General features: G+C 71.5%; 14 protein-coding genes and 1 pseudogene. 8 read left to right on the top strand and 7 right to left on the bottom strand.

Annotation, left to right across the window (positions count from 1 at the left end; all coding sequences use genetic code 11):
• Positions 1-31: 31 nt before the first annotated feature.
• The gene (locus tag ACFY2Z_RS08905; RefSeq protein WP_390743475.1) at positions 32-448 is read left to right on the top strand and encodes an ATP-binding protein; all 417 of its coding nucleotides are present in this window, start codon (positions 32-34) and stop codon (positions 446-448) included.
• An 18-nt stretch (positions 449-466) separates the two neighbouring features.
• Here the strand turns inward: ACFY2Z_RS08905 and ACFY2Z_RS08900 are convergent, their stop codons facing one another.
• Both ACFY2Z_RS08900 and ACFY2Z_RS08895 read right to left on the bottom strand, forming a co-directional pair.
• The gene (locus ACFY2Z_RS08900; RefSeq protein WP_390743474.1) at positions 467-1,510 is read right to left on the bottom strand and encodes an amidohydrolase family protein; all 1,044 of its coding nucleotides are present in this window, start codon (positions 1,508-1,510) and stop codon (positions 467-469) included.
• 62 nt (positions 1,511-1,572) lie between these two features.
• Positions 1,573-3,156 carry an FAD-dependent oxidoreductase gene (locus ACFY2Z_RS08895; RefSeq protein ID WP_390743538.1) on the bottom strand — a complete coding sequence of 528 codons (1,584 nt, stop codon included), beginning with the start codon at positions 3,154-3,156 and terminating at the stop codon, positions 1,573-1,575.
• Here ACFY2Z_RS08895 and ACFY2Z_RS08890 point away from each other — a divergent pair.
• Both ACFY2Z_RS08890 and ACFY2Z_RS08885 read left to right on the top strand, forming a co-directional pair.
• Positions 3,070-3,294 (top strand): hypothetical protein, encoded by a 225-nt coding sequence (locus tag ACFY2Z_RS08890; protein WP_390743543.1) that lies wholly within the window; start codon positions 3,070-3,072, stop codon positions 3,292-3,294. The two genes, ACFY2Z_RS08895 and ACFY2Z_RS08890, sit on opposite strands and share 87 nt — an antisense overlap.
• 159 nt (positions 3,295-3,453) lie before the next feature.
• Positions 3,454-4,731 carry a cytochrome P450 gene (locus tag ACFY2Z_RS08885; RefSeq protein WP_390743473.1) on the top strand — a complete coding sequence of 426 codons (1,278 nt, stop codon included), beginning with the start codon at positions 3,454-3,456 and terminating at the stop codon, positions 4,729-4,731.
• Here ACFY2Z_RS08885 and ACFY2Z_RS08880 read toward each other — a convergent pair.
• The 3 genes from ACFY2Z_RS08880 to ACFY2Z_RS08870 form a co-directional block, all read right to left on the bottom strand.
• Positions 4,711-6,402: a tetratricopeptide repeat protein gene (locus tag ACFY2Z_RS08880; RefSeq protein ID WP_390743472.1), complete on the bottom strand. Its 1,692-nt coding sequence runs from the start codon at positions 6,400-6,402 to the stop codon at positions 4,711-4,713. The two genes, ACFY2Z_RS08885 and ACFY2Z_RS08880, sit on opposite strands and share 21 nt — an antisense overlap.
• On the bottom strand, positions 6,333-7,148 hold the full coding sequence (locus ACFY2Z_RS08875) for a helix-turn-helix domain-containing protein (RefSeq protein WP_390743471.1): 816 nt from the start codon (positions 7,146-7,148) through the stop codon (positions 6,333-6,335). Before ACFY2Z_RS08875 ends, ACFY2Z_RS08880 begins: the two co-directional genes overlap by 70 nt.
• A 180-nt stretch (positions 7,149-7,328) precedes the next feature.
• Positions 7,329-8,009, bottom strand: a complete 681-nt coding sequence (locus tag ACFY2Z_RS08870; protein ID WP_390743470.1) for a TMEM175 family protein — start codon at positions 8,007-8,009, stop codon at positions 7,329-7,331.
• Between the two features lie 294 nt (positions 8,010-8,303).
• Here ACFY2Z_RS08870 and ACFY2Z_RS08865 point away from each other — a divergent pair.
• From ACFY2Z_RS08865 to ACFY2Z_RS08845, 5 genes and pseudogenes are all read left to right on the top strand, one after another.
• Positions 8,304-9,251: pseudogene (locus tag ACFY2Z_RS08865) on the top strand (helix-turn-helix domain-containing protein); the annotation flags it as partial.
• Positions 9,252-9,675: 424 nt separating this feature from the next.
• Positions 9,676-10,338 (top strand): alpha/beta hydrolase fold domain-containing protein, encoded by a 663-nt coding sequence (locus ACFY2Z_RS08860; RefSeq protein ID WP_390743537.1) that lies wholly within the window; start codon positions 9,676-9,678, stop codon positions 10,336-10,338.
• Positions 10,339-10,587: 249 nt separating this feature from the next.
• Positions 10,588-11,817, top strand: a complete 1,230-nt coding sequence (locus tag ACFY2Z_RS08855; RefSeq protein WP_390743536.1) for a glycosyltransferase — start codon at positions 10,588-10,590, stop codon at positions 11,815-11,817.
• Between the two features lie 107 nt (positions 11,818-11,924).
• Positions 11,925-14,069: an RNA polymerase recycling motor ATPase HelR gene (gene helR, locus ACFY2Z_RS08850; RefSeq protein WP_390743469.1), complete on the top strand. Its 2,145-nt coding sequence runs from the start codon at positions 11,925-11,927 to the stop codon at positions 14,067-14,069.
• A 229-nt stretch (positions 14,070-14,298) separates the two neighbouring features.
• A complete protein-coding gene (locus ACFY2Z_RS08845; protein WP_390743535.1) occupies positions 14,299-15,051 on the top strand; it encodes an NPP1 family protein in 753 nt (250 codons plus the stop codon).
• Positions 15,052-15,120: 69 nt separating this feature from the next.
• Here ACFY2Z_RS08845 and ACFY2Z_RS08840 read toward each other — a convergent pair whose 3' ends face one another.
• A complete protein-coding gene (locus ACFY2Z_RS08840) occupies positions 15,121-16,482 on the bottom strand; it encodes an MFS transporter (RefSeq protein ID WP_390743468.1) in 1,362 nt (453 codons plus the stop codon).
• A gap of 111 nt (positions 16,483-16,593) precedes the next feature.
• Positions 16,594-18,069 carry an NAD-dependent succinate-semialdehyde dehydrogenase gene (locus ACFY2Z_RS08835; RefSeq protein ID WP_390743467.1) on the bottom strand — a complete coding sequence of 492 codons (1,476 nt, stop codon included), beginning with the start codon at positions 18,067-18,069 and terminating at the stop codon, positions 16,594-16,596.
• Positions 18,070-18,216 lie beyond the last annotated feature (147 nt).

Raw genomic sequence — 18,216 nt, 5'->3', positions numbered from 1 at the left:
GGCCGGCCTCGCTTCTGGGAGAGGAGGGCACATGACAGTAACGCAGCTCGGCGTCGCGTCTCGCGCGGGCGTCGAATACGTGTTCCCGCTGCCATACGCCCCCAGGGCCGTCTCTGCCGTGCGGCGACGCGTGAGCGCGGTTCTCGCCACCCTGGGCCTGCCCGCCGACGCCGCCGACAATGTGCTGCTGGTGGTGTCCGAGCTGCTCACCAACGCCTTGGTGCACGCATTGCCGCCGGCCACGCTGCGGCTCACCTCGGTACTGGTGGAGGGGCGCGGCGCCGTACGCGTCGAGGTGACCGACAACGGGCCCGCCGCCCCGGGCCGGCCCGTCGACCCGGACGAGCACGGCCGGGGCCTCGGCATCGTCACCATGCTGTCGGCGCGGTGCGGTGTCCACATGCACCCGGGCGGAACCTGCCGCTGGGCGGAGGTACCCGCCGGGTGAGGGCGGCCGGTGCCGTACTCAGGAACTCCTGGAGCTGCCCGCCGCGAGCGCCGGCAGCAGACGGTGGGCGTTGTCGCGGTTGATGCGGCGGCGCTGATCGTCGTCGAGTGCCAGGTCGTGGTCGAGCGCGGGTGCGGTGACCCCCGTGACCAGATGGGAGGGCGTGGGGGGCCAGTCGCTGCCGTACAGGATCCGGGACGGGCCGACCGTGGACAGCAGTGTCGGCGTCGCGGACGGTGACATGGGGCCGGCGGTGTCGTAGTAGAAGCGCTGGAGGTAGTCGCGTACCCGGGCCGGTTCCACCTTCGGTGACAGGCAGTGACTGAACAGCTCCACACGGTCCGCGATGTAGGGCAGGAAACCGCCCCCGTGCGGCAGGATGAACGTGAGATTCGGGTAGCGGTCCAGTGTTCCGTTGACGATGAGGCTGACGGCCGCCCGGGTGGTGTCCATCAGGAAGTCGCACAGGAAGGGCGGCACGCCTTCCAGTTCCGCGTTCCCCCCGGGGACCTCCATGGGATGGGTGCTGATCACGGCCGAGCGTTCGTCGAGTTCCGCGAGGATCGGGTCCTGGGACGGATGCCCGAGGTACACCCCCCGCACGCTGGTGCGCGCACTGACCCCGACCGCCCCCAGCTCGTCCATGCCGTGCCGGACCGACCAGAGCGAGAGCTCGGGGCTGTCGAGGAAGACGGGGGCGTAGAACGCGAAGCGGTCGGGGTGGGCCCGGCAGAGGTCGCTCGCGGACTGCAGGGCGACGCGGGCGCTCTCCTTGCGGGTCTTCGGCTCCTGGAGGCGCCCCAGCATGGCGACCGTGAGCACACTGGTCCTGATGCCTGCCCCGTCCATCAGCGCGAGGGCGCTTGCGAGGTCCCACCGGGTCCACGGGGGCAGGTCTTGGCGCCGGACGATGTCGTTCTTCTCCGCCCAGTCGATCCACTCCGGCGCGGTGTAGTGGTGGTGCACGTCCACCCGGGCCCGGCGCGCGTCGGCGTCCGTCGGCGTGCCGTCGTCCACGCCGGCCACCGGCGCCGCGCCGGTGGCCGTGTGCAGTGGTGTCATGGGCAGGGCCCCGTTCCTGTGGTCGCGTCAGAAGGGTTGCGTCTACGGGCGGCCGACGGCGTTCAGCGTCCCAGGACCCGGCGGAGGACGCCGGTCAGCGTCTCCTCGCCGTGTGCGGGCCGGGCGTCGGCGCGCCAGGCCACGAAGCCGTCCGGCCGCACGAGGACGGCGCCGTCCGATGTCGTGCCGTGCACCGTGGCCCAGTCGGCGGCGCCGGTGTCCAGGTCGAACTCCGCGCCCCGGCCGACGGTGTACGCCTCCAGCGGTACGTTGAGCACCCTGGCCACCGTGCGGGCGGCCTCGCGCCAGTCCGGGTGTCCGCAGAGCAGGACGAAGGAGCGCTCGTACATGTCGATGGTGGAGACGGTCTCCCCGTCGCGAGTGACCCACATGTGCGGGGAGCGGGTACCGGGGTCGGCGCGCAGGCACAGGGTGTCCGGGATGAGCGGCTCGTCCGTCGACGCACCGACCACCGCGCCGGAGACGTACCGGTATCCGAGCGCCGTGGTCATCAGGTCGGCGGCTTCGGTCGACGCCGTCCTCGCGGAGTAGCCCGGGTGCTGCTCGCGGGCGGCCTGTTGGGTGGCCCGTGCGCTGGTGACCTGGGCGACCGGCCGGCGTTCCGACTCGTAGCTGTCCAGCAGCGCGGGGCCCGCCCAGCCGCGCAGTACCGCGGCGATCTTCCAGGCGATGTTGTGGGCGTCCTGGATGCCGGTGTTGGAGCCGAACGCTCCGGTCGGCGGCATCTCGTGGACGGCGTCACCCATGAGGAAGACGCGTCCCTCCCGGTAGCTGTTCGCCACGCGGTCCGCCGCGTGCCACGGTGCCCTGCCGGTGATCTCGACGTCCAGGTCACGCACTCCCGCCGCGGCCCGGATGTGCTCGATGCACCGGTCGTCGGTGAAGTACTCCATGGTCTGTCCGCGCTCGGGGAACCAGGGCACGTGGAACACCCACTGCTCCTCGTTGTCCACGGGCAGCAGCACTCCCTCGCCCGCGGGATCGGTCACGTAGCACACCACGAAGAGCTGCTCCCCCGCCACCTCGCGCAGTTTCTTGCTGCGGAAGGTGACGCTGATGTTGTGGAACAGGTCGCCGGAGCCGGAGTGTTCGATGCCGAGCCGCTGGCGCACGGGGCTGCGGGGACCGTCGGCGGCAAGCAGGTAGTCCGTGTGCACCGTGTGGGTCTCACCGGACGTCCGGTCCTGCACGACGGCCCGCACCCCGTCGTCGTCCTGGGTGAAGGACAGCAGTTCCGTGCTGAAGCGCACGTCCCCGCCGAGGTTCAGGGCGCCTTCCAGCAGCGCCGGTTCCAGGTCGTTCTGGCTGCAGGCGCAGCGGACCGTGGAGCACACGTCGGCCTCGGGCGGCCTGCCCGTGATCCGCGCCGAGAGCCACCGCTGGTTGCCGCTGTGCAGCGTGTCCACCTGAAGGATTCCGTGGTTCCTCGACAGGGTGGCCGCGGCTTTGCGGATCTCCGGTTCGAGACCCGCGGTCCGGAACAGCTCCATCGTCCGCATGTTGTTGCCGCGGCCGCGCGGATGCGCGGACGTGGCCGCATGACGTTCGACGACCCGATGCCGAATGCCGAGGCGCCCGAGAAAAACGGAAGCGGACAAACCGACGAGCGATCCCCCGACGACCAGAACGGGCACGTAGTCGTTCCCGCGATCTTCCATCGCGTGTTCTCCTCTGCGGTCAGCATCTTCGTAACACGGCGGCCGAGGGCTTCCGTGGCTCGCGCCCTGTTCTTTTGCCACGCCGTGCCGAGCGATACGCAGTAATCACTCGTACAGCGGCAGGAACTTCCGTCGGACGCCGGGCGCGTGGCCAGACGGGCGAATCTCGTTTACGGCCCGGACCCGACCGGGGAATGGTTGACCCGAAACCCGTAGACCTGCTGTCCCGTGGCCGGGGCGGGAGCCTTCAGAAAGGCCGAGAGAATGACTCAGCTCGATGAACGGGACACCACGGACGCCACCGCCGAGGCCATCTCGGCGGCATCGCGCGGCGCGGCCGCGTACCGCGCCGACCCTTACCCGGTCTACGCCCGCCTGCGCGAATCGGCGCCCGTGTGCCCCCTCTCCCCGCCGCACGGGGTGGACACCTATCTGATCACCCGGTTCGACGACGCCAAGGCCGCCCTGACGGACCCGCGCATCAGCAAGGACATGTACGCGGCCATCGACGCTTACCACACCATTTTCGGTGACTCGTCCGTCGCGCTCGACGACAACATGCTCTTCTCGGACCCGCCCAAGCACACCCGGCTGCGCCGCATCGTCAACAGCGCATTTACCCCGCGTCGTATCGAGTCCCTGCGTCCGCGCATTCAGGAGATCACCGACGAACTGCTGGACCGCTGTTCCACCGATGCACCCGTCGATCTGCTGACGACCTTCGCGTTCCCGCTGCCGCTCATCGTGATCTGTGAACTCATCGGAATTCCCGAGGAGGAGCGGTCGGACGTCCAGAAATGGTGCGCCGTCGTGGCGCGTACCGGGTTCAGCAAAGAGGACAAGGAAAGGCTCGCAGTGGCCGAGGGGGCGCTGCGGGACTATTTCGTCGACCTCATCGCGCGAAAGCGCCGGGAGGCGACCGACGACCTCCTCGGCGCGCTGATCCGCACGCAGGACGAGCAAGGGGCCATGAACGACGGCGAGTTGCTGTCGACGCTGTGGGTGCTGCTCTTCGCCGGGCACAAGACGACCGCGTACCTCATCGGCAACGCCGTCTTCAACCTGCTGACCCATCGCGACCAGTTGCGGGAGGTGCTGGCCGACCCCGAGCTGCTGCCGAACGCGATCGAGGAGGTCATCCGCTACGAGGGCTCGGTGGAGAACGCCACGTTCCGCCATGCGCTCGAGGACATCACCATCAGGGACACGGTCATTCCCAAGGGCGCTCTGGTCCAGATCGCGGTGGCGTCCGCGAACCGGGATCCGGAGAGGTTCGAGGCACCGGACACCTTCGACGTCAAACGCCAGGGGCTGCAGAGCGCGCATCTGGGCTTCGGCAGCGGTTCGCACTACTGTCTCGGTGCGCCGCTGGCCAGGATGGAGATGCGGATCGCGCTGACCACCCTGTTCGAGAGGTTCCCGGACGTCGATCTCGTGGCTCCCGCGCACGAGGCGGAGTGGCTCAAGGTTCCGTTCCCCGCATTCCGGGGCCTGGAGAAACTGCCCGTGGTCCTGGACCCGTCACGGCTCCTCGACCGCTGAGGCCACTGCGCCGGTGCCGGCCGTCCCTTCCGGGGGGCGGCCGGCGGCGTTCAGGAGTGCGAGCTGTTCCCGTGCCTGCGCGATCCGTTGAGGATCGGCGCCCGCGCCCAGCGCGATGCAACGGGTGAACGCGGCGCGTGCCTCGTCCGGCCGCCCGTGCGTGACCAGCGCGGTCCCGAGATAGGTGAGGCAGCGGCTCTCCAGGCCGGTGTTGCCGCTGTCCCGGCCGAGCTCGATGGCGGTCCCCAGATGGGTGACGGCCTCGTCGAGGAGCCCCAGGCCGGAGTAGGCCCGCCCCATCACCATGTGCAGATTGAGCCGGCCCATCAGTGCGATGTGCGGCTTGATCCGGTCCCCGGCGCTGTCGACGAAGGCGAGCGTGTCGCGGTCCGCGGCGAGCGCCTCCTCGACCAGGCCCGCGTCCAGCAGGGTGCTGCCGCGGCCCATCCTGGCCTGCAACGCGCCGTGCAGATCACCGACGGCCTCGAACAGCCGGGCGGCCCGGGCGTTGCGTTCGGCGGCCGCCGTGTACTCCCCGAGCAGACGCAGCGCCCAGGAGCCGTAGTGGTGGGCCCAGGCCTGCTGGACCGTGTCCCCGGCGCGCTCGGCGGCTTCGAGCGCCCTGGCCGAGGGAACGAGGCTGTCCCGGGGACGGCCCTCGCACAGCAGCAGGGCCCAGGCGTGGTAGTTGAGCTGGGTGGCCGCCACGACAGGATCGTCCAGCGCCTCGGCGCTCGCGGCGGCCGTACCGAACACCTCGGGCCAGTGACCCCAGAAGATCCACTGGTCGGAGAACCAGTGCAGGGCCTCGGCCACGTCCACCACGGTCCGGTGCCGCCCGGTCGCCGCGGCGGTGCGCAGCGCGGCCAGCCAGTTGGCGCCCTCCGCCTGCAGCCATCGGCGCGCCGCGTCGGCGGAGGACAGATCGACCGTGCCCTGCCAGGTGGGAGGTGGGGCGCCGTGGTCCGGCTCGTACCAGCGGCCGGCCACGACGGCCGTCTCCAGCAGCCACTCGTGCAGCGCCGCACGGGCCCTCGCGGCGTCCTGCGGGCCCTCCTCGCTCTCCAGACGGGAACGGGCGAACAGCCGCAGCAGGTCGTGGAGCCGATAGCGGTCCTGATCGGTGCCGAGCAGCCCGGTCTCGACGAGTTCCTCCAGGGTGTCCTCGGCGTCGAAGACGGACTGTCCGGTGAGCCGGGCGGCACCCGCGGCGGCGGTCGGCCCCTCGACCAGACAGAGGCGGCGGAACATCCGGGCGGCCTCCGGGGTGAGCTGCCGATAGGACAGATCGAAGGCGGCCGCCACGCGTGTCTCGCCGGTCTCCAGCGCGTCCAGACGCTGTTCCTCCTGTGCGAGGCGGTCGGCCAGCAGGCGTACGGTCCAACCGCTGTGCACGGCAAGCCAGTTGCCCGCGACACGCAGGGCCAGGGGCAGATGGGCGCACCGCCGTGCGACCTCGGCGAGGGCGGCCGGTTCGGCCTCGGCGCGCTCCGGACCGACCAGGGTGGTCAGCAGCGCGGCGGCCTCGCTCGGGGCCAGCTCTCCGAGCGCGACGCGGTGCACGCTCTCCAGTCCGGTGAGCATGCGCCGGCTGGTCACGATCACCATGCCCGATCCGCTGCCGGGCAGCAGCGGGCGCACCTGGGCCTCGTCCCGGGCGTTGTCCAGCACCAGCAGACAGCGACGGCCGGCCAGTACCTGCCGGTACAGTCCGGGATGACCCCCGGTCCCGTTCTCGCCAGATCGCGGTCGGACACGCCGAGGGACTTGAGCACGCGCAGCGTCAGCTCGGCGGGAGTCGGCGGGTCCTCGTCCATACCGCGCAGGTCCACGACCAGTTGCCCGTCCGGGAACCGGTCGGCGAGTTGCCGGGCGGCCTGCAGCGCGAGCGTCGTCTTTCCGGTCCCCGGTGACCCGGAGACCACCACCACCACCACCGGCTGCCCGGGCCCGGCGCCCGGCACCGCACCGAGGCCGCGGGGCGCCGGGTCCGGCACGGGGTCGCGGCGGGACGGCACCGAGTCACGCGCAGGGTCGCCGCCCTGCCTCTCGCCCTGTTCCACGGCGAGTCGTCCGTGTTCCCGAGCGAGCGCCGTGAGCTGTGCGAGTTCCTGTTCCCTGCCGACGAAGTCGTCGATGCCCCGGGGAGAGGTACGCACTCCGACCGGGCTGTACCCGGGGGTGCGTCCGGCGCGGGCCGCCGCCAGCAGCCGTTCCCGGTCGGCGCCGGTGGGCGCGAGACCGTCGGCGAGCGCGGCCACGGTGCGCCGCTGCGGAGCCCCCCGACGGCCGCGTTCCAGCTCCCCGATGCCCCGTACGCTGACGCCCGACGCCTCCGACAGTTCCTCGATGGTCAGCGACGCCGCGAGCCGCAGCCGACGGAGCAACGCACCGAAGTTCTCCGCCTGGTCGGCCATCCCGGCTCCCGCCCGCCCTTCACCCGCCCCGCACCCGCGCTGCGGGAGTCACCGGTCCGGCCGGGACTCCCCACCGAATTGTAAGCGGTTGTCCGGAATGCTCTCACCGCGCTCCCCGGCCCTGGGCGCCCGGGCACCAGGGCGGACGACGAGGACGATCGGGGCGCGCCCAACGGGTGCTCAGTCGTGGTGGTCGTGCCGGTCGTGCGCGACCTTCGCGGTGGGCAGCCCCTCACTGGTCACGAAGTAGAACACCGGGAGGATGCCGAACACGGCGAGGGCCAGCAACGGGGTGACCAGCACCCCGAGCGCTCCCCCGACAGCGTAGGCCAGCGCCCCGGCCCAGGAGCGCAGCAGGCCGTGGCGGACATAGGTGGGCTCCACGTCGTGGGCCAGCAGTGCGGGACGCCGGGCGAGCCACTGGTAGAAGGCGACCCAGCTCAGGCACATCGCGGCGGCGAGACCCGCGTAGAGGGCCACGGCGACCCGCGCGTCGGTGCCCTCGGCGTCGGCCCGCAGCGCGTCGGCGACCACGGCCGTGGGGAAGGAGAGCGCCCCGGTGGTGAACAGCAGGAAGAGGTTGGCCGCGTGCAGACCGCGGTCCATGCCGGAGATCCGGACGAAGGCCTGGTGGTGGTTGAGCCAGATGACCGCCACATAGCTGAAGGAGGCGAAATAGCCGAGGTAGGAGGGCCATTGCTCGACCAGGGCGTGGGCCAGGCCGCCCGGCCGGTGCGCCGGGTCATGGAGGCCGAGGACCAGAAGGGTCACGGCGATGGCGAACACGCCGTCGCTGAAGGCCTCGGCACGCGTGGTCTCCGAGCGGGAGAACTTGCCGCCGCGTATGCGGGGTCCGGACACATCGGCTCCTGACGGGGTCGATCACTGGGCGGTTGGATACCGAAGGAGCGGCCCTCGGGTCCGGGCGGCTCCGAGGAGACGTACGCCACAGGAGGCGCCGATGCCCGCCGCGGTGGGGGAGACCGGGAGCACGCCCCGCCCGGACGTCTTCCGAGGACCCGCACAGCGGGACGATACCCCGGAATCGTCGTCGTCCTCGGCCGGGAGGGAGCCGCGACCAGGCTTTACGATCCATGTGGCCGACTGGTCGGCCCGGAACCGCGCGGGGTTCGGAAGCAACAGGCGGGTGGGTACGTGGTGGGGCAGGACTCGGACTTCGGGGCATTGCTGCGCCGGCTGCGGATGGAGGCCTCGCTGACGATCGAGGCCCTGGCGGAGGCCTCCGGTGTGAGTGTCCGGGGCATCGGGGATCTGGAGCGGGGGCGGCGTGCGGCCCCGCAGCGGCGCACGGTGGCCGCGCTGGCGGAGGGCCTGCGGCTGGACGAGACACAGCGCAACGGGCTGCTGGCCGCCGCCCGGGCTGTCCGCGACCTCCCCCAAAGCCCTGCGGACGTACGGGCGTTGCCCCGGGGCATCGACGATTTCGTGGGCCGACGGAACGAACTGACGCGGCTGGCCGCTCTCGTGGCACCGGCGCCCGAGCCCGCGCAGTCCGGGCCGCCACAGGTCGTGGTGGTCTGCGGACCACCCGGAACGGGCAAGACCACGTTCGCCGTGCACGCGGCCCGCCATCTGGCCGACCGGTATCCGGACCGGCAGATGGTGCTGGATCTGCGCGGGACGGACGAGGCCCCACCCTCGTCGGACGAGCTGATGCTGCGCGCGCTCAAGGCCCTCGGCACGGCCGACCGGGACCTGGCCGCCGCCGGGCCCGGAGGCCGTCCAGGGCTGTACCGGCAACTGCTGGCCGGGCGCCGGCTGCTGCTCGTTCTCGACAACGCCTGCGACGAGGAGCAGGTGCGCGCGTTGCTGCCCGAAGCCGGACCCGCCACGGTGGTGGTCACCAGTCGTGGCTTGCTGACGGGTCTGGAGGAGGTCCACCGCCTCCCGCTGGAGGAGTTCAGCGCCGAGGAGGCGGCCCGGTTCCTGACCCTGCTGGTCGGCACGGAACGGGCGGACTCGGATCCCGCCGCGCTGGCCGAGGTGGCCGAGCGGTGCGGGCACCTTCCGCTGGCGCTGCGGGGGGCGGGCAACTGGCTGGCGACGCGCACCGGATGGAGTGTGCGCCGCCTCGCGGACCGTCTGGCCGACGAGGCGCGGCGCCTGGACGCCCTGGTGGCCGGGGACGTGCGGGTGACGGCCGCGTTCGATCTGTCCTACCGTCGGCTCACCCCGGAGGCCGCCCGTCTGTACCGGCTGCTGGCCCTCGTCGAGGGTCCGGACGTGGGTGCCGCGTGTGCGGCCCGGCTCACCGGACGAGAGGTGGCCGACACCGAGGACATCCTGGAGGAGCTCGTCGAGGCCGGGCTGCTGAGCGCGGAAGGTGACCGTTTCGGCCGGCACGACCTGCTGCGCCTGTACGCGCGCGGACGGCTCGCCGAGGAGGAGAGCCGCGAGGACACGGCCCGGGCCCGGGCCCGGATGCAGCCGTGGGACGACCGACATGGGAACAAGGACCTCGGCGACGGCTCTCCGCCACGGGACGAGGGTGTCCTGATCGGCGATCGTGGTCGTGGTCGTACCCCGGTTCAAGGTGCCTGTTCCTTCGTTGACTCGATGCGAGTGGGCCGTTCCGGCCCCCTCGACAGCCAATCAGCGCCGTACGAGTGTCTCCAGGCACAAGACAGGCAGAAACCGGGGACGGCGGAGCGGATACGAGGGCCCCGACAGCCCCCCTCTCAAGCGATGCGCGAGCAGCCCTGCGCGACTACCCGGACTGGCCCACGGTCGGCTGGGCCCTCCCCTGCGGGGCGCCGTTCCCCTCTTCTACCCGGTCACCGACACCGGCTTCAACACCGCTTCCTACCGGCAGTTCGCCGACGGCCCCTGGCTCACCCGCAAGGCCATGCAGTGGTTCTGGAACGCCTACGCACCCGATGCCGCGACGCGGAAGCAGGTGCTGGCCTCGCCGCTGCGCGCCGGCCTCAACCAGCTCAAGGGTCTGCCGAAGGCGCTGGTCATCACGGACGAGGCCGATGTGCTGCGCGACGAGGGTGAGGCGTACGCCGCCAAGCTCCGCGCCGCCGGCAACGACGTGACCGCGGTCCGCCACGAGGGCACGATCCACGACTTCGCCATGCTCAACGCTCTCGCGAAGACCAACGCGGCCCAGGCCGCGGTCGAACAGGTCGGCGGATTCCTGCGGACGGTCCTGCGCAGCGGCTCGTGACGCGCGCGACGGCCGGCAGAACCGCTTGCCGGGGTCCTGCCGGCCGTCGCCATACGGCCGTACGCGGCGCGCCACGTATCGTGTGGAGGTGGTCCGTCGGGAGAGGACGAAGAAGGGAAAGGGGAGTACCCGCTCCTTTCCACTCTCAACGTATAGCGCACTGGGGGGCTTGCGGCAAGGCCCCGGTCGTGCCGCAGAATCGTCGCCCGATGCCAGAACCTGGGGAAATGGGTGACTTGCGCAGTGCGCCTGCTTTTGTCTACGTATGGGTCGCGTGGAGATGTCGAACCGCTCGCGGGACTCGCGGTCCGGCTGCGGGAACTCGGCACGGAGGTGCGGGTCTGCGCGCCGCCGGACGAGGAGTTCGCGCGGCGGCTGGCCGGTGTCGGTGTGCCACTGGTGCCGGTCGGCCGGTCGGCGCGCGCGCTGACGACCGCGGCACCGGCCCCGTCATCGCTGTCCCGGCGCGCGGCGGAGCTGATCGCCGGCCAGTTCGACACGCTCATCGCGGCGGCCGAGGGGTGTGATGCGCTGGTGGCGACCGGGGTGCTGCCGGCCGCCGCAGGGGCGCTGTCGGTGGCCGAGAAGCTGGGCATCCCCTCGGTGTCCGTGACCTTCCAGCAGCTCACGCTGCCGTCCCCGCACCATCCGCCGCTGGCGTATCCGGGACGTCCGTTCCCGCCGGAGGTGACCGACAACCGGGCGCTGTGGGACCTGGACGCCCAGAGCATCAACGAACTGTTCGGCGCGGCGCTCAACACGAACCGGGCGTCGATCGGCCTGCCGCCGGTGGACCACGTGCGCGACTACGTCATCGGCGACCGGCCGTGGCTCGCGACGGACCCGGTCCTGGACCCCTGGCAGGACACGCCGGATTTCGACGTCGTCCAGACCGGCGCGTGGATCCTGCCCGACACCCGCCCGCTCCCGGCCGACCTGGTGGCGTTCCTGGACGCGGGCACACCACCGGTGTACGTGGGTTTCGGCAGCATGCCGTTGCACGCGTCGAGGGACGCAGGCCGCGTGGTCGTCGAGGCGGTCCGGGCGCAGGGCCGCCGCGTGGTCGTGGCCCGTGGCTGGGCCGAACTGGCGCTCGCCGACGAGCGGGACGACTGCTTCGTCGTCGGTGAGGTCAACCACCAGGCCCTGTTCGGCCGGGTGGCCGCGGTCGTGCACCACGGCGGCGCGGGCACGACGACGACGGCCACCCGGGCCGGAGCGCCTCAGGTGGTGGTCCCCCAGGCGACGGACCAGCCCTACTGGGCGGGGCGCGTGGCCGACTTGGGCATCGGCGTGGCCCACGACGGTCCGACTCCGACCGTCGAGTCCCTGTCAGCCGGTCTCGAGACGGTCCTGGCCCCCGAGACCGGTGCACGAGCGAGGTCCGTGGCCGCCACGGTCCGCGCCGACGGGACGTCGGTGGCCGCGAAGCTGCTGCTCGACGAGATCAGCCGCGAGCGGCCGTCCGTACCCGCGTGACCCGCGCGGGATCGCCGAGCCGGAACCCGCACCCCGAGAACCTGCCGTCCGGACGCCTTGCCCTGCGCACACCTGGTCGCAAGCGACCTCTTTTCGGAGCTGATGAAGTGAACCTCCCGACCACCGGCGTGTTCGACCTTTCCGACCGCCTCTCCCCCAAGGCCGACCCGCTGCTGATCGCCGACGACGAGCGGCACTTCGCCGCCATCGGGGAGTGCCTGGAGCAGTCGATCGCCGAACTGTCCGACCGTCTCGACGCCGAGCGCAGGGCGCCCGGTGGCATAGGCCGGCAGGCGATGGACCGGGACGCCGAGATCTACCGACTGACGGCGCGGCTGCGCGCCCTGCGCCGTTTCGGTCTGGACCTGTGCCTGGGACGCATGGTGAGCGCGGACGCCTCCGAGCCCGTGTACGTCGGGCGGCTCGGCCTGACGGACAGCACGGGTCGCCGGCTGCTGCTCGACTGGCGCTCCCCCGCGGCCGAGCCGTTCTTCGGCGCCACCCATGCCAACCCGATGGGGCTGGCCAGCCGCCGCAGATATCGCTGGACCCGCGGCCGGATCAGCGACTACTGGGACGAGGTGTTCACCTCGGACGGGATCGTGGGGCACGCCGCGCTCGACGACCAGTCCGCCTTCATCGCCGCCCTCGGCGGCAACCGGTCGGACCGGATGCGTGACGTGCTCGCCACCATCCAGGCCGACCAGGACGCCATCATCCGCGCGGGATCCCGCGGCGCCCTCGTGGTCGACGGCGGTCCGGGTACGGGCAAGACCGTCGTCGCCCTGCACCGCTCCGCCTATCTCCTCTACTCCGACCCCCGCCTCGGTCACCGCCGCGGCGGTGTGCTGTTCGTCGGCCCGCACCGCCCCTACCTCAATTATGTCGCCGACGTCCTGCCCAGCCTCGGAGAGGAGGGCGTGCAGATCTGCACCTTGCGGGACCTCGTCGCCGAGGGCGCGACAGCGGCGTTCGAGACCGACCCGGACGCAGCGCGCCTGAAGTCGTCCGCGAACCTGGTGAAGGCGATCGAGACGGCCGTCAGGTTCTACGAGGAGCCGCCCACCGAGGGGATGACCGTCACCACCCACTGGTCCGACATCGCGCTGACCGCCGACGACTGGGCCATGGCGTTCGAGGCGGCGGAACCCGGTACTCCGCACAACGAGGCGCGCGAACAGGTCTGGAAGGAGCTGCTCACGATCCTCATGGACAAGCACGACGGCGACGCCTCGCCCGCCCTGCTGCGCAAGTCGCTGACGCAGAACCGGGAGTTGCGCACGGCCTTCAACCGCGCGTGGCCGCTGCTCGAAGCGGCCGACCTCGTCGGAGACCTGTGGACGGTCCCCGCCTATCTGCGGATGTGCGCTCCCTGGCTCAGTGCCGATGAGGTCCGGACACTGCAGCGCGGGGAGGCCCAGGCCTGGACGGTGTCCGATCTGCCGCTCCTGGACGCGGCACGCCAGCGGCTGGGCGACCCGGAGACCGCACGCCGCCAGCGCCGGCACAGCGCCGCTGTCGCCGCCGAACGCGAGCACATGGCCAAGGTCGTCGACGCCTTGCTGGAGGCCGATGACGACGGCGAAGGGGCCGTGACGATGCTGCGCGGACAGGACCTGCGGGACGCCCTGGTCGACGAGACCCCGCCCGGCGCCGAACCGGACCTGCTCGCCGGCCCGTTCGCGCACGTCGTCGTGGACGAGGCTCAGGAACTCACCGACGCGGAGTGGCAGATGCTGCTGCTCCGGTGCCCGTCCCGGAGCTTCACCATCGTCGGGGACCGCGCCCAGGCCCGGCACGGGTTCACGGAGTCATGGCAGGAACGGCTCGAACGGGTCGGGCTCGAGCGGGTCGAGATGGCGTCCCTGAGTGTCAACTACCGTACGCCGGAGGAGATCATGGCGGAGGCCGAGCCGGTCATCCGGGCCGTGCTCCCGGACGCCAACGTGCCCACCTCCATCCGTAGCGGCGGCGTTCCCGTCGTCCACGGGTCCACGGCGGATCTGCACGCGGTTCTCGACTCCTGGCTCGCCGCGCATGACGACGGGATCGCCTGTGTCATCGGCGATCCCACGTTCCGGGCGACGTCGCGTGTCCGGTCGCTGGCCCCGGAGCTGTCGAAGGGGCTCGAGTTCGACCTGGTGGTCCTCGTCGACCCGGAGGCCTTCGGCAAGGGCATCGAAGGCGCGGTCGACCGTTATGTCGCGATGACCCGGGCGACGCAGCAACTCGTCGTCCTCACCGGCGCCTGAGGCCGGCCGGAAAGCGGAAGCGTTCAGTCGCCTTTGGGCCAATGTTCAGTCGCCCAACTCGTCTTGCCGGTCTAGTCCTTGCAACAATCTCGGCGCCCGGTCCGACCGCTCGGCGGACCCCGGGAATCGCTCCGTCGTCATGTGTCCGTAGGGAGTTGACGTGCGCAACCCGGTACCCCCCACAGCACCGCACACCACCCCGGCGTCCGGCCCCAGGCCCCGGCGCAGGCTGCGCCTTTCCGCGCTCGCGAGTGGCCTGGCGGCCCTCGCGCTCGTGGTTGCGCTGCCCACCAACGCCCATGCCAGCGTTCTGCAGTTGCTGCCCCAGAACGCCGACGGCCTGGAGCAGTCCTTCTCCCCGGCCTACGACTACGACGGCGACGGCTGCTACGCCACGGCCGCCATCGGCAGCGACGGCACCATCAACCCCGGCCTGAAGCTGGGCGGCGACGTCAACGGGCACTGCCACGACTACGCCCAGCTGGCCAACGCGAACACCTACTCGCGCGAGAAGTGCAACAACGGCTGGTGCGCCGTCATGTATGCCAGCTACTTCGAGAAGGACCAGGCCACCCTCGGACCCGCGGCCATCGGTCACACCCATGACTGGGAGCACGTCGTGGTGTGGATCAACAACAACGAGGTCCAGTACGTCTCGGTGTCGCAGCACACCAGCTACCAGGTGGCCCCGCGGTCGTCGGTGCGCTTCGACGGGACCCACCCGAAGATCGTCTATCACAAGGACGGAATCTCGACCCACGACTTCCGCTTCGCCAACAACAACGACGAACCGCCGGAGAACGTCACCGGGGGCTGGTTCTACCCGCGTCTGGTGGGCTGGAACGGCTACCCGGCCGGCTTCCGCGACAAGCTCCTGAGCGCCGACTTCGGCGCGGCCACCATCAAGATCAAGGACGGCGACTTCCAGTACGCGCTGGCGCACTCCATGCCGTCCGGGATCCCGTTCGACCCGAACGCCTGACACCGGACTCCTCCGCGGGGCGGCTATCCCGTTCGGGCCGCCCCGCGGTCCGGTGCCCGCGTCGTCCGCTCAGGCGACCGGTTCGCGGGCCGACCGGGCCGCCCTGGCCAGATCCAGGTCCGTGGTCTCGGGGGCCAGGAACTGCGACACCAGCCCGCCGACGGCGAGCACACCCGCGCCCACGAGGAGAACGAAGCGGACGCCGAAGCGGTCGAGGCCCATCGGGAGCAGAAAAGTGCCGACGGCGGCGCCGACGCGGCTCATGGCGGTCGCGAAGCCGACGCCCGTGGCGCGCAGCGAGGTGGGGAACACCTCCAACGGATAGACCGCGGTCAGTGCGCTGGAGGCCGCGTTGAGGAAGATGAAGAAGAGGAAGCCGCCCACGATGACCGGGGTGACGGACGGCCACACGGCGACCAGCGCGAGGCAGCCGGCCGTGATCCAGAACGGCGGGATCAGCAGCTTGCGGCGGCCGATGCGATCCACGACCAGACACCCCGCGGTGACACCGGCGACGGCGGTGAACGAGTAGACGAGCAGCGCCCCGACCGCGTTGTCGCCCATGTGGAGGGCGTCGAAGACCTGGGTCCAGAAGGTGCCGATCGCGAAGTACGGCAGCACGAGCGCGGCCCAGAAGACACCGGCGAACACCGTGCTGCGAAGGTGCCGGCGGCTGAACAGGGCGCGGAACCCCTCCTGCCCGGCCTCGGCGCGGTCGTCGAGCTCGGCGGTCACATCGATCTCGATGCCGTACTTCGCGATGAGTTCCCCGGCCTCCTCGTGGCGGCCCTTGCTCAGCAGCCAGCGGGCCGACTCGGGGATGCCGCCGCGCAGTGCCACACACACCAGGGCGATGACCGAGCTGCTGGCCAGGGACCAGCGCCAGCCGCCCTGGACGTCGGCGAACAGAGCGCCGACGACCGTGGCCAGCGCGTAGCCGACGTACCAGCTGATCTCGAGGCTGGCCAGCAGTCTGCCCCGGCCCTGCCGCGGCGCGTACTCCGACAGCAGCGGCGCGCCGATGGCGTACTCGCCGCCGATCGCCACCCCCATCACCAGCCGGATGAGGAAGAGCTGGAGCCCGTCGGTGACGAAGAACTGGAGCACCGAGCCGACCAGGAAGATGACCATGTCGGCGAGGAACACCGGGCGCCGGCCGAACCGGTCGGCGAGCCGTCCGAAGAGCGGGCCGCCCACGAAGATGCCGATGAGCGGGGAGGCTCCGACCAGTCCCTCCATCACGGTGGACAGATGGAGGTCGGTGGTCAGGGCGGCCATCGCCATGCCGATGCCGCCGATGATGTAGCCGTCGATGCCCTCGCCTATCTGGGTGGCCAGCTTCAGCTTGGTGTGCAGGCGGCGGCGTTCACGCAGCAGGGCGGCGGTCGGCGGAGTGCCGGACTGGGGTGCGGTCGCAGGCGTCGTTGCCATGAGCGGTCCTTGTCTGTTCGGTGTCCGGGCCGGGGCTCGGGGCCCGGGTCGGGGCATGGCGGGGGAAGGCTCAAGGAGGGGGCGTAGGGGACGTACGAAGGGGCGAGGAGGTCAGAGGGGCCAGTCGAGGGCGATGTACTGCGTCTCCAGGAACGCCTCGATGCCTTCGCGGCCGCCTTCCCGGCCGAGGCCTGACTGCTTGACTCCGCCGAAGGGCGCGGCGGGGTCGGACAGCAGACCCCGGTTGAGGCCGACCATGCCGGTCTCCAGGCGTTCGGCGAGGCGCAGCGCGCGGGCGACATCGCGGGAGTAGACGTACGAGGCCAGGCCGTGGACGGTGGCGTTGGCGCGCGCGAGGACCTCGTCCTCGTCGGTGAAGGTGGTGAGCGGGGCGACGGGGCCGAAGACCTCCTCGTGGAGGACGCGGGCGTCGTCGGGGACGTCGGTGAGAACCATGGCGGGGTGGAAGTGGCCCGGGCCGTCGGGGACCGGGCCCTGTGCGGCGATCCTCGCGCCGCGGGCGAGCGCGTCGTCGACCAGGGAGCGGATCTTCTCCACCGCCGCCCGGTTGATCATGGGCCCGAGAGTGACGCCCTCCTCCATGCCCCCTCCCGTGCGCACGGCGGCCATGGCGGCGCCGAACTTCGCGGTGAACTCGGCGGCGACGTCGGCATGGACGTAGAACCGGTTGGCGGCGATGCAGACCTCGCCGCCGCCGCGCATCTTGGCGTCCATCGCGCCTTGTACGGCGGCGTCGACATCGGCGTCGGCGCACACGACGAAGGGCGCGTTCCCGCCGAGTTCCATGGTCACGTTGACGACGTTCGCGGCGGCCTGGGCGAGGAGCAGCTTGCCGGTGTCGGTGGAGCCGGTGAAGGAGAACTTGCGGATCCGCTCGTCGCCGAGCCAGGTCGAGACGACCTCCGGGGCTCGGTCGGTGGGCAGGACGTTGAGCAGTCCGCCGGGCAGTCCGGCCTCGGTGAGCAGGGCGGCCACCGCGAGGGCGGTCAGCGGGGTCTCCGGGGCCGGCTTCAGCAGCACGGGGCAGCCGGCCGCGAGTGCCGGGGCGATCTTGCGGGTGGCCATGGCGGCCGGGAAGTTCCAGGGTGTGACGAATGCGGTGACGCCGACCGGGTGCCTGCGGACGATGTGCCGGAAGCCGCCGCCGGGGGCGTCGCCGAAAGAGGAGCCGATGCGGACGGCCTCCTCGGCGAACCAACGGAAGAACTCGGCCGCGTAACCGACCTCGGCCACGGCGTCCCGGTAGGCCTTGCCGTTCTCCCGCACGATCAGGGCGGCGAGCGGGTCGGAGTGTTCCCGCATCAGCCGGAAGGCGTTGTGCAGGATCTCGGAGCGGCGCCGGGGCGGCGTCGCGCGCCACCCGGCCGCGGCGGCCTCCGCCGCCTCGACCGCGGCGCGGGCATCGTCGGGACCCGCCGCGGACACCTCGCGTATGAGGTCTCCGGTCGCCGGGTCGGATACGGGACAGGTCCGTCCGTCGGCGGCCGGGAGCCAGCGGCCGCCGATGAACACATCGCCGTCGGCGAGCGGGGCCTTGGCGAGGGTGTCGATGCCGACGAGGTTCATGAGCTGCTCTTTTCTCCGTTCGGACCGGGGTTCGTCCGATGGGCGGTGAATGTACGAGCGCGCCATACGGCGGACAAGGCCAGGTCGGCGGATCGCAACGGGGGTTGCTGTGAGGGCAACTCGACGATCACTGCGGCACGGTGCGGG

It is taken from the genome of Streptomyces sp. NPDC001222 (assembly GCF_042896945.1).
In the GTDB taxonomy this organism is placed as follows: domain Bacteria; phylum Actinomycetota; class Actinomycetes; order Streptomycetales; family Streptomycetaceae; genus Streptomyces; species Streptomyces gibsoniae.
The sequence above is the reverse complement of the archived record's forward strand: the minus strand, read 5'-3'. Positions and strand labels throughout refer to the sequence as shown.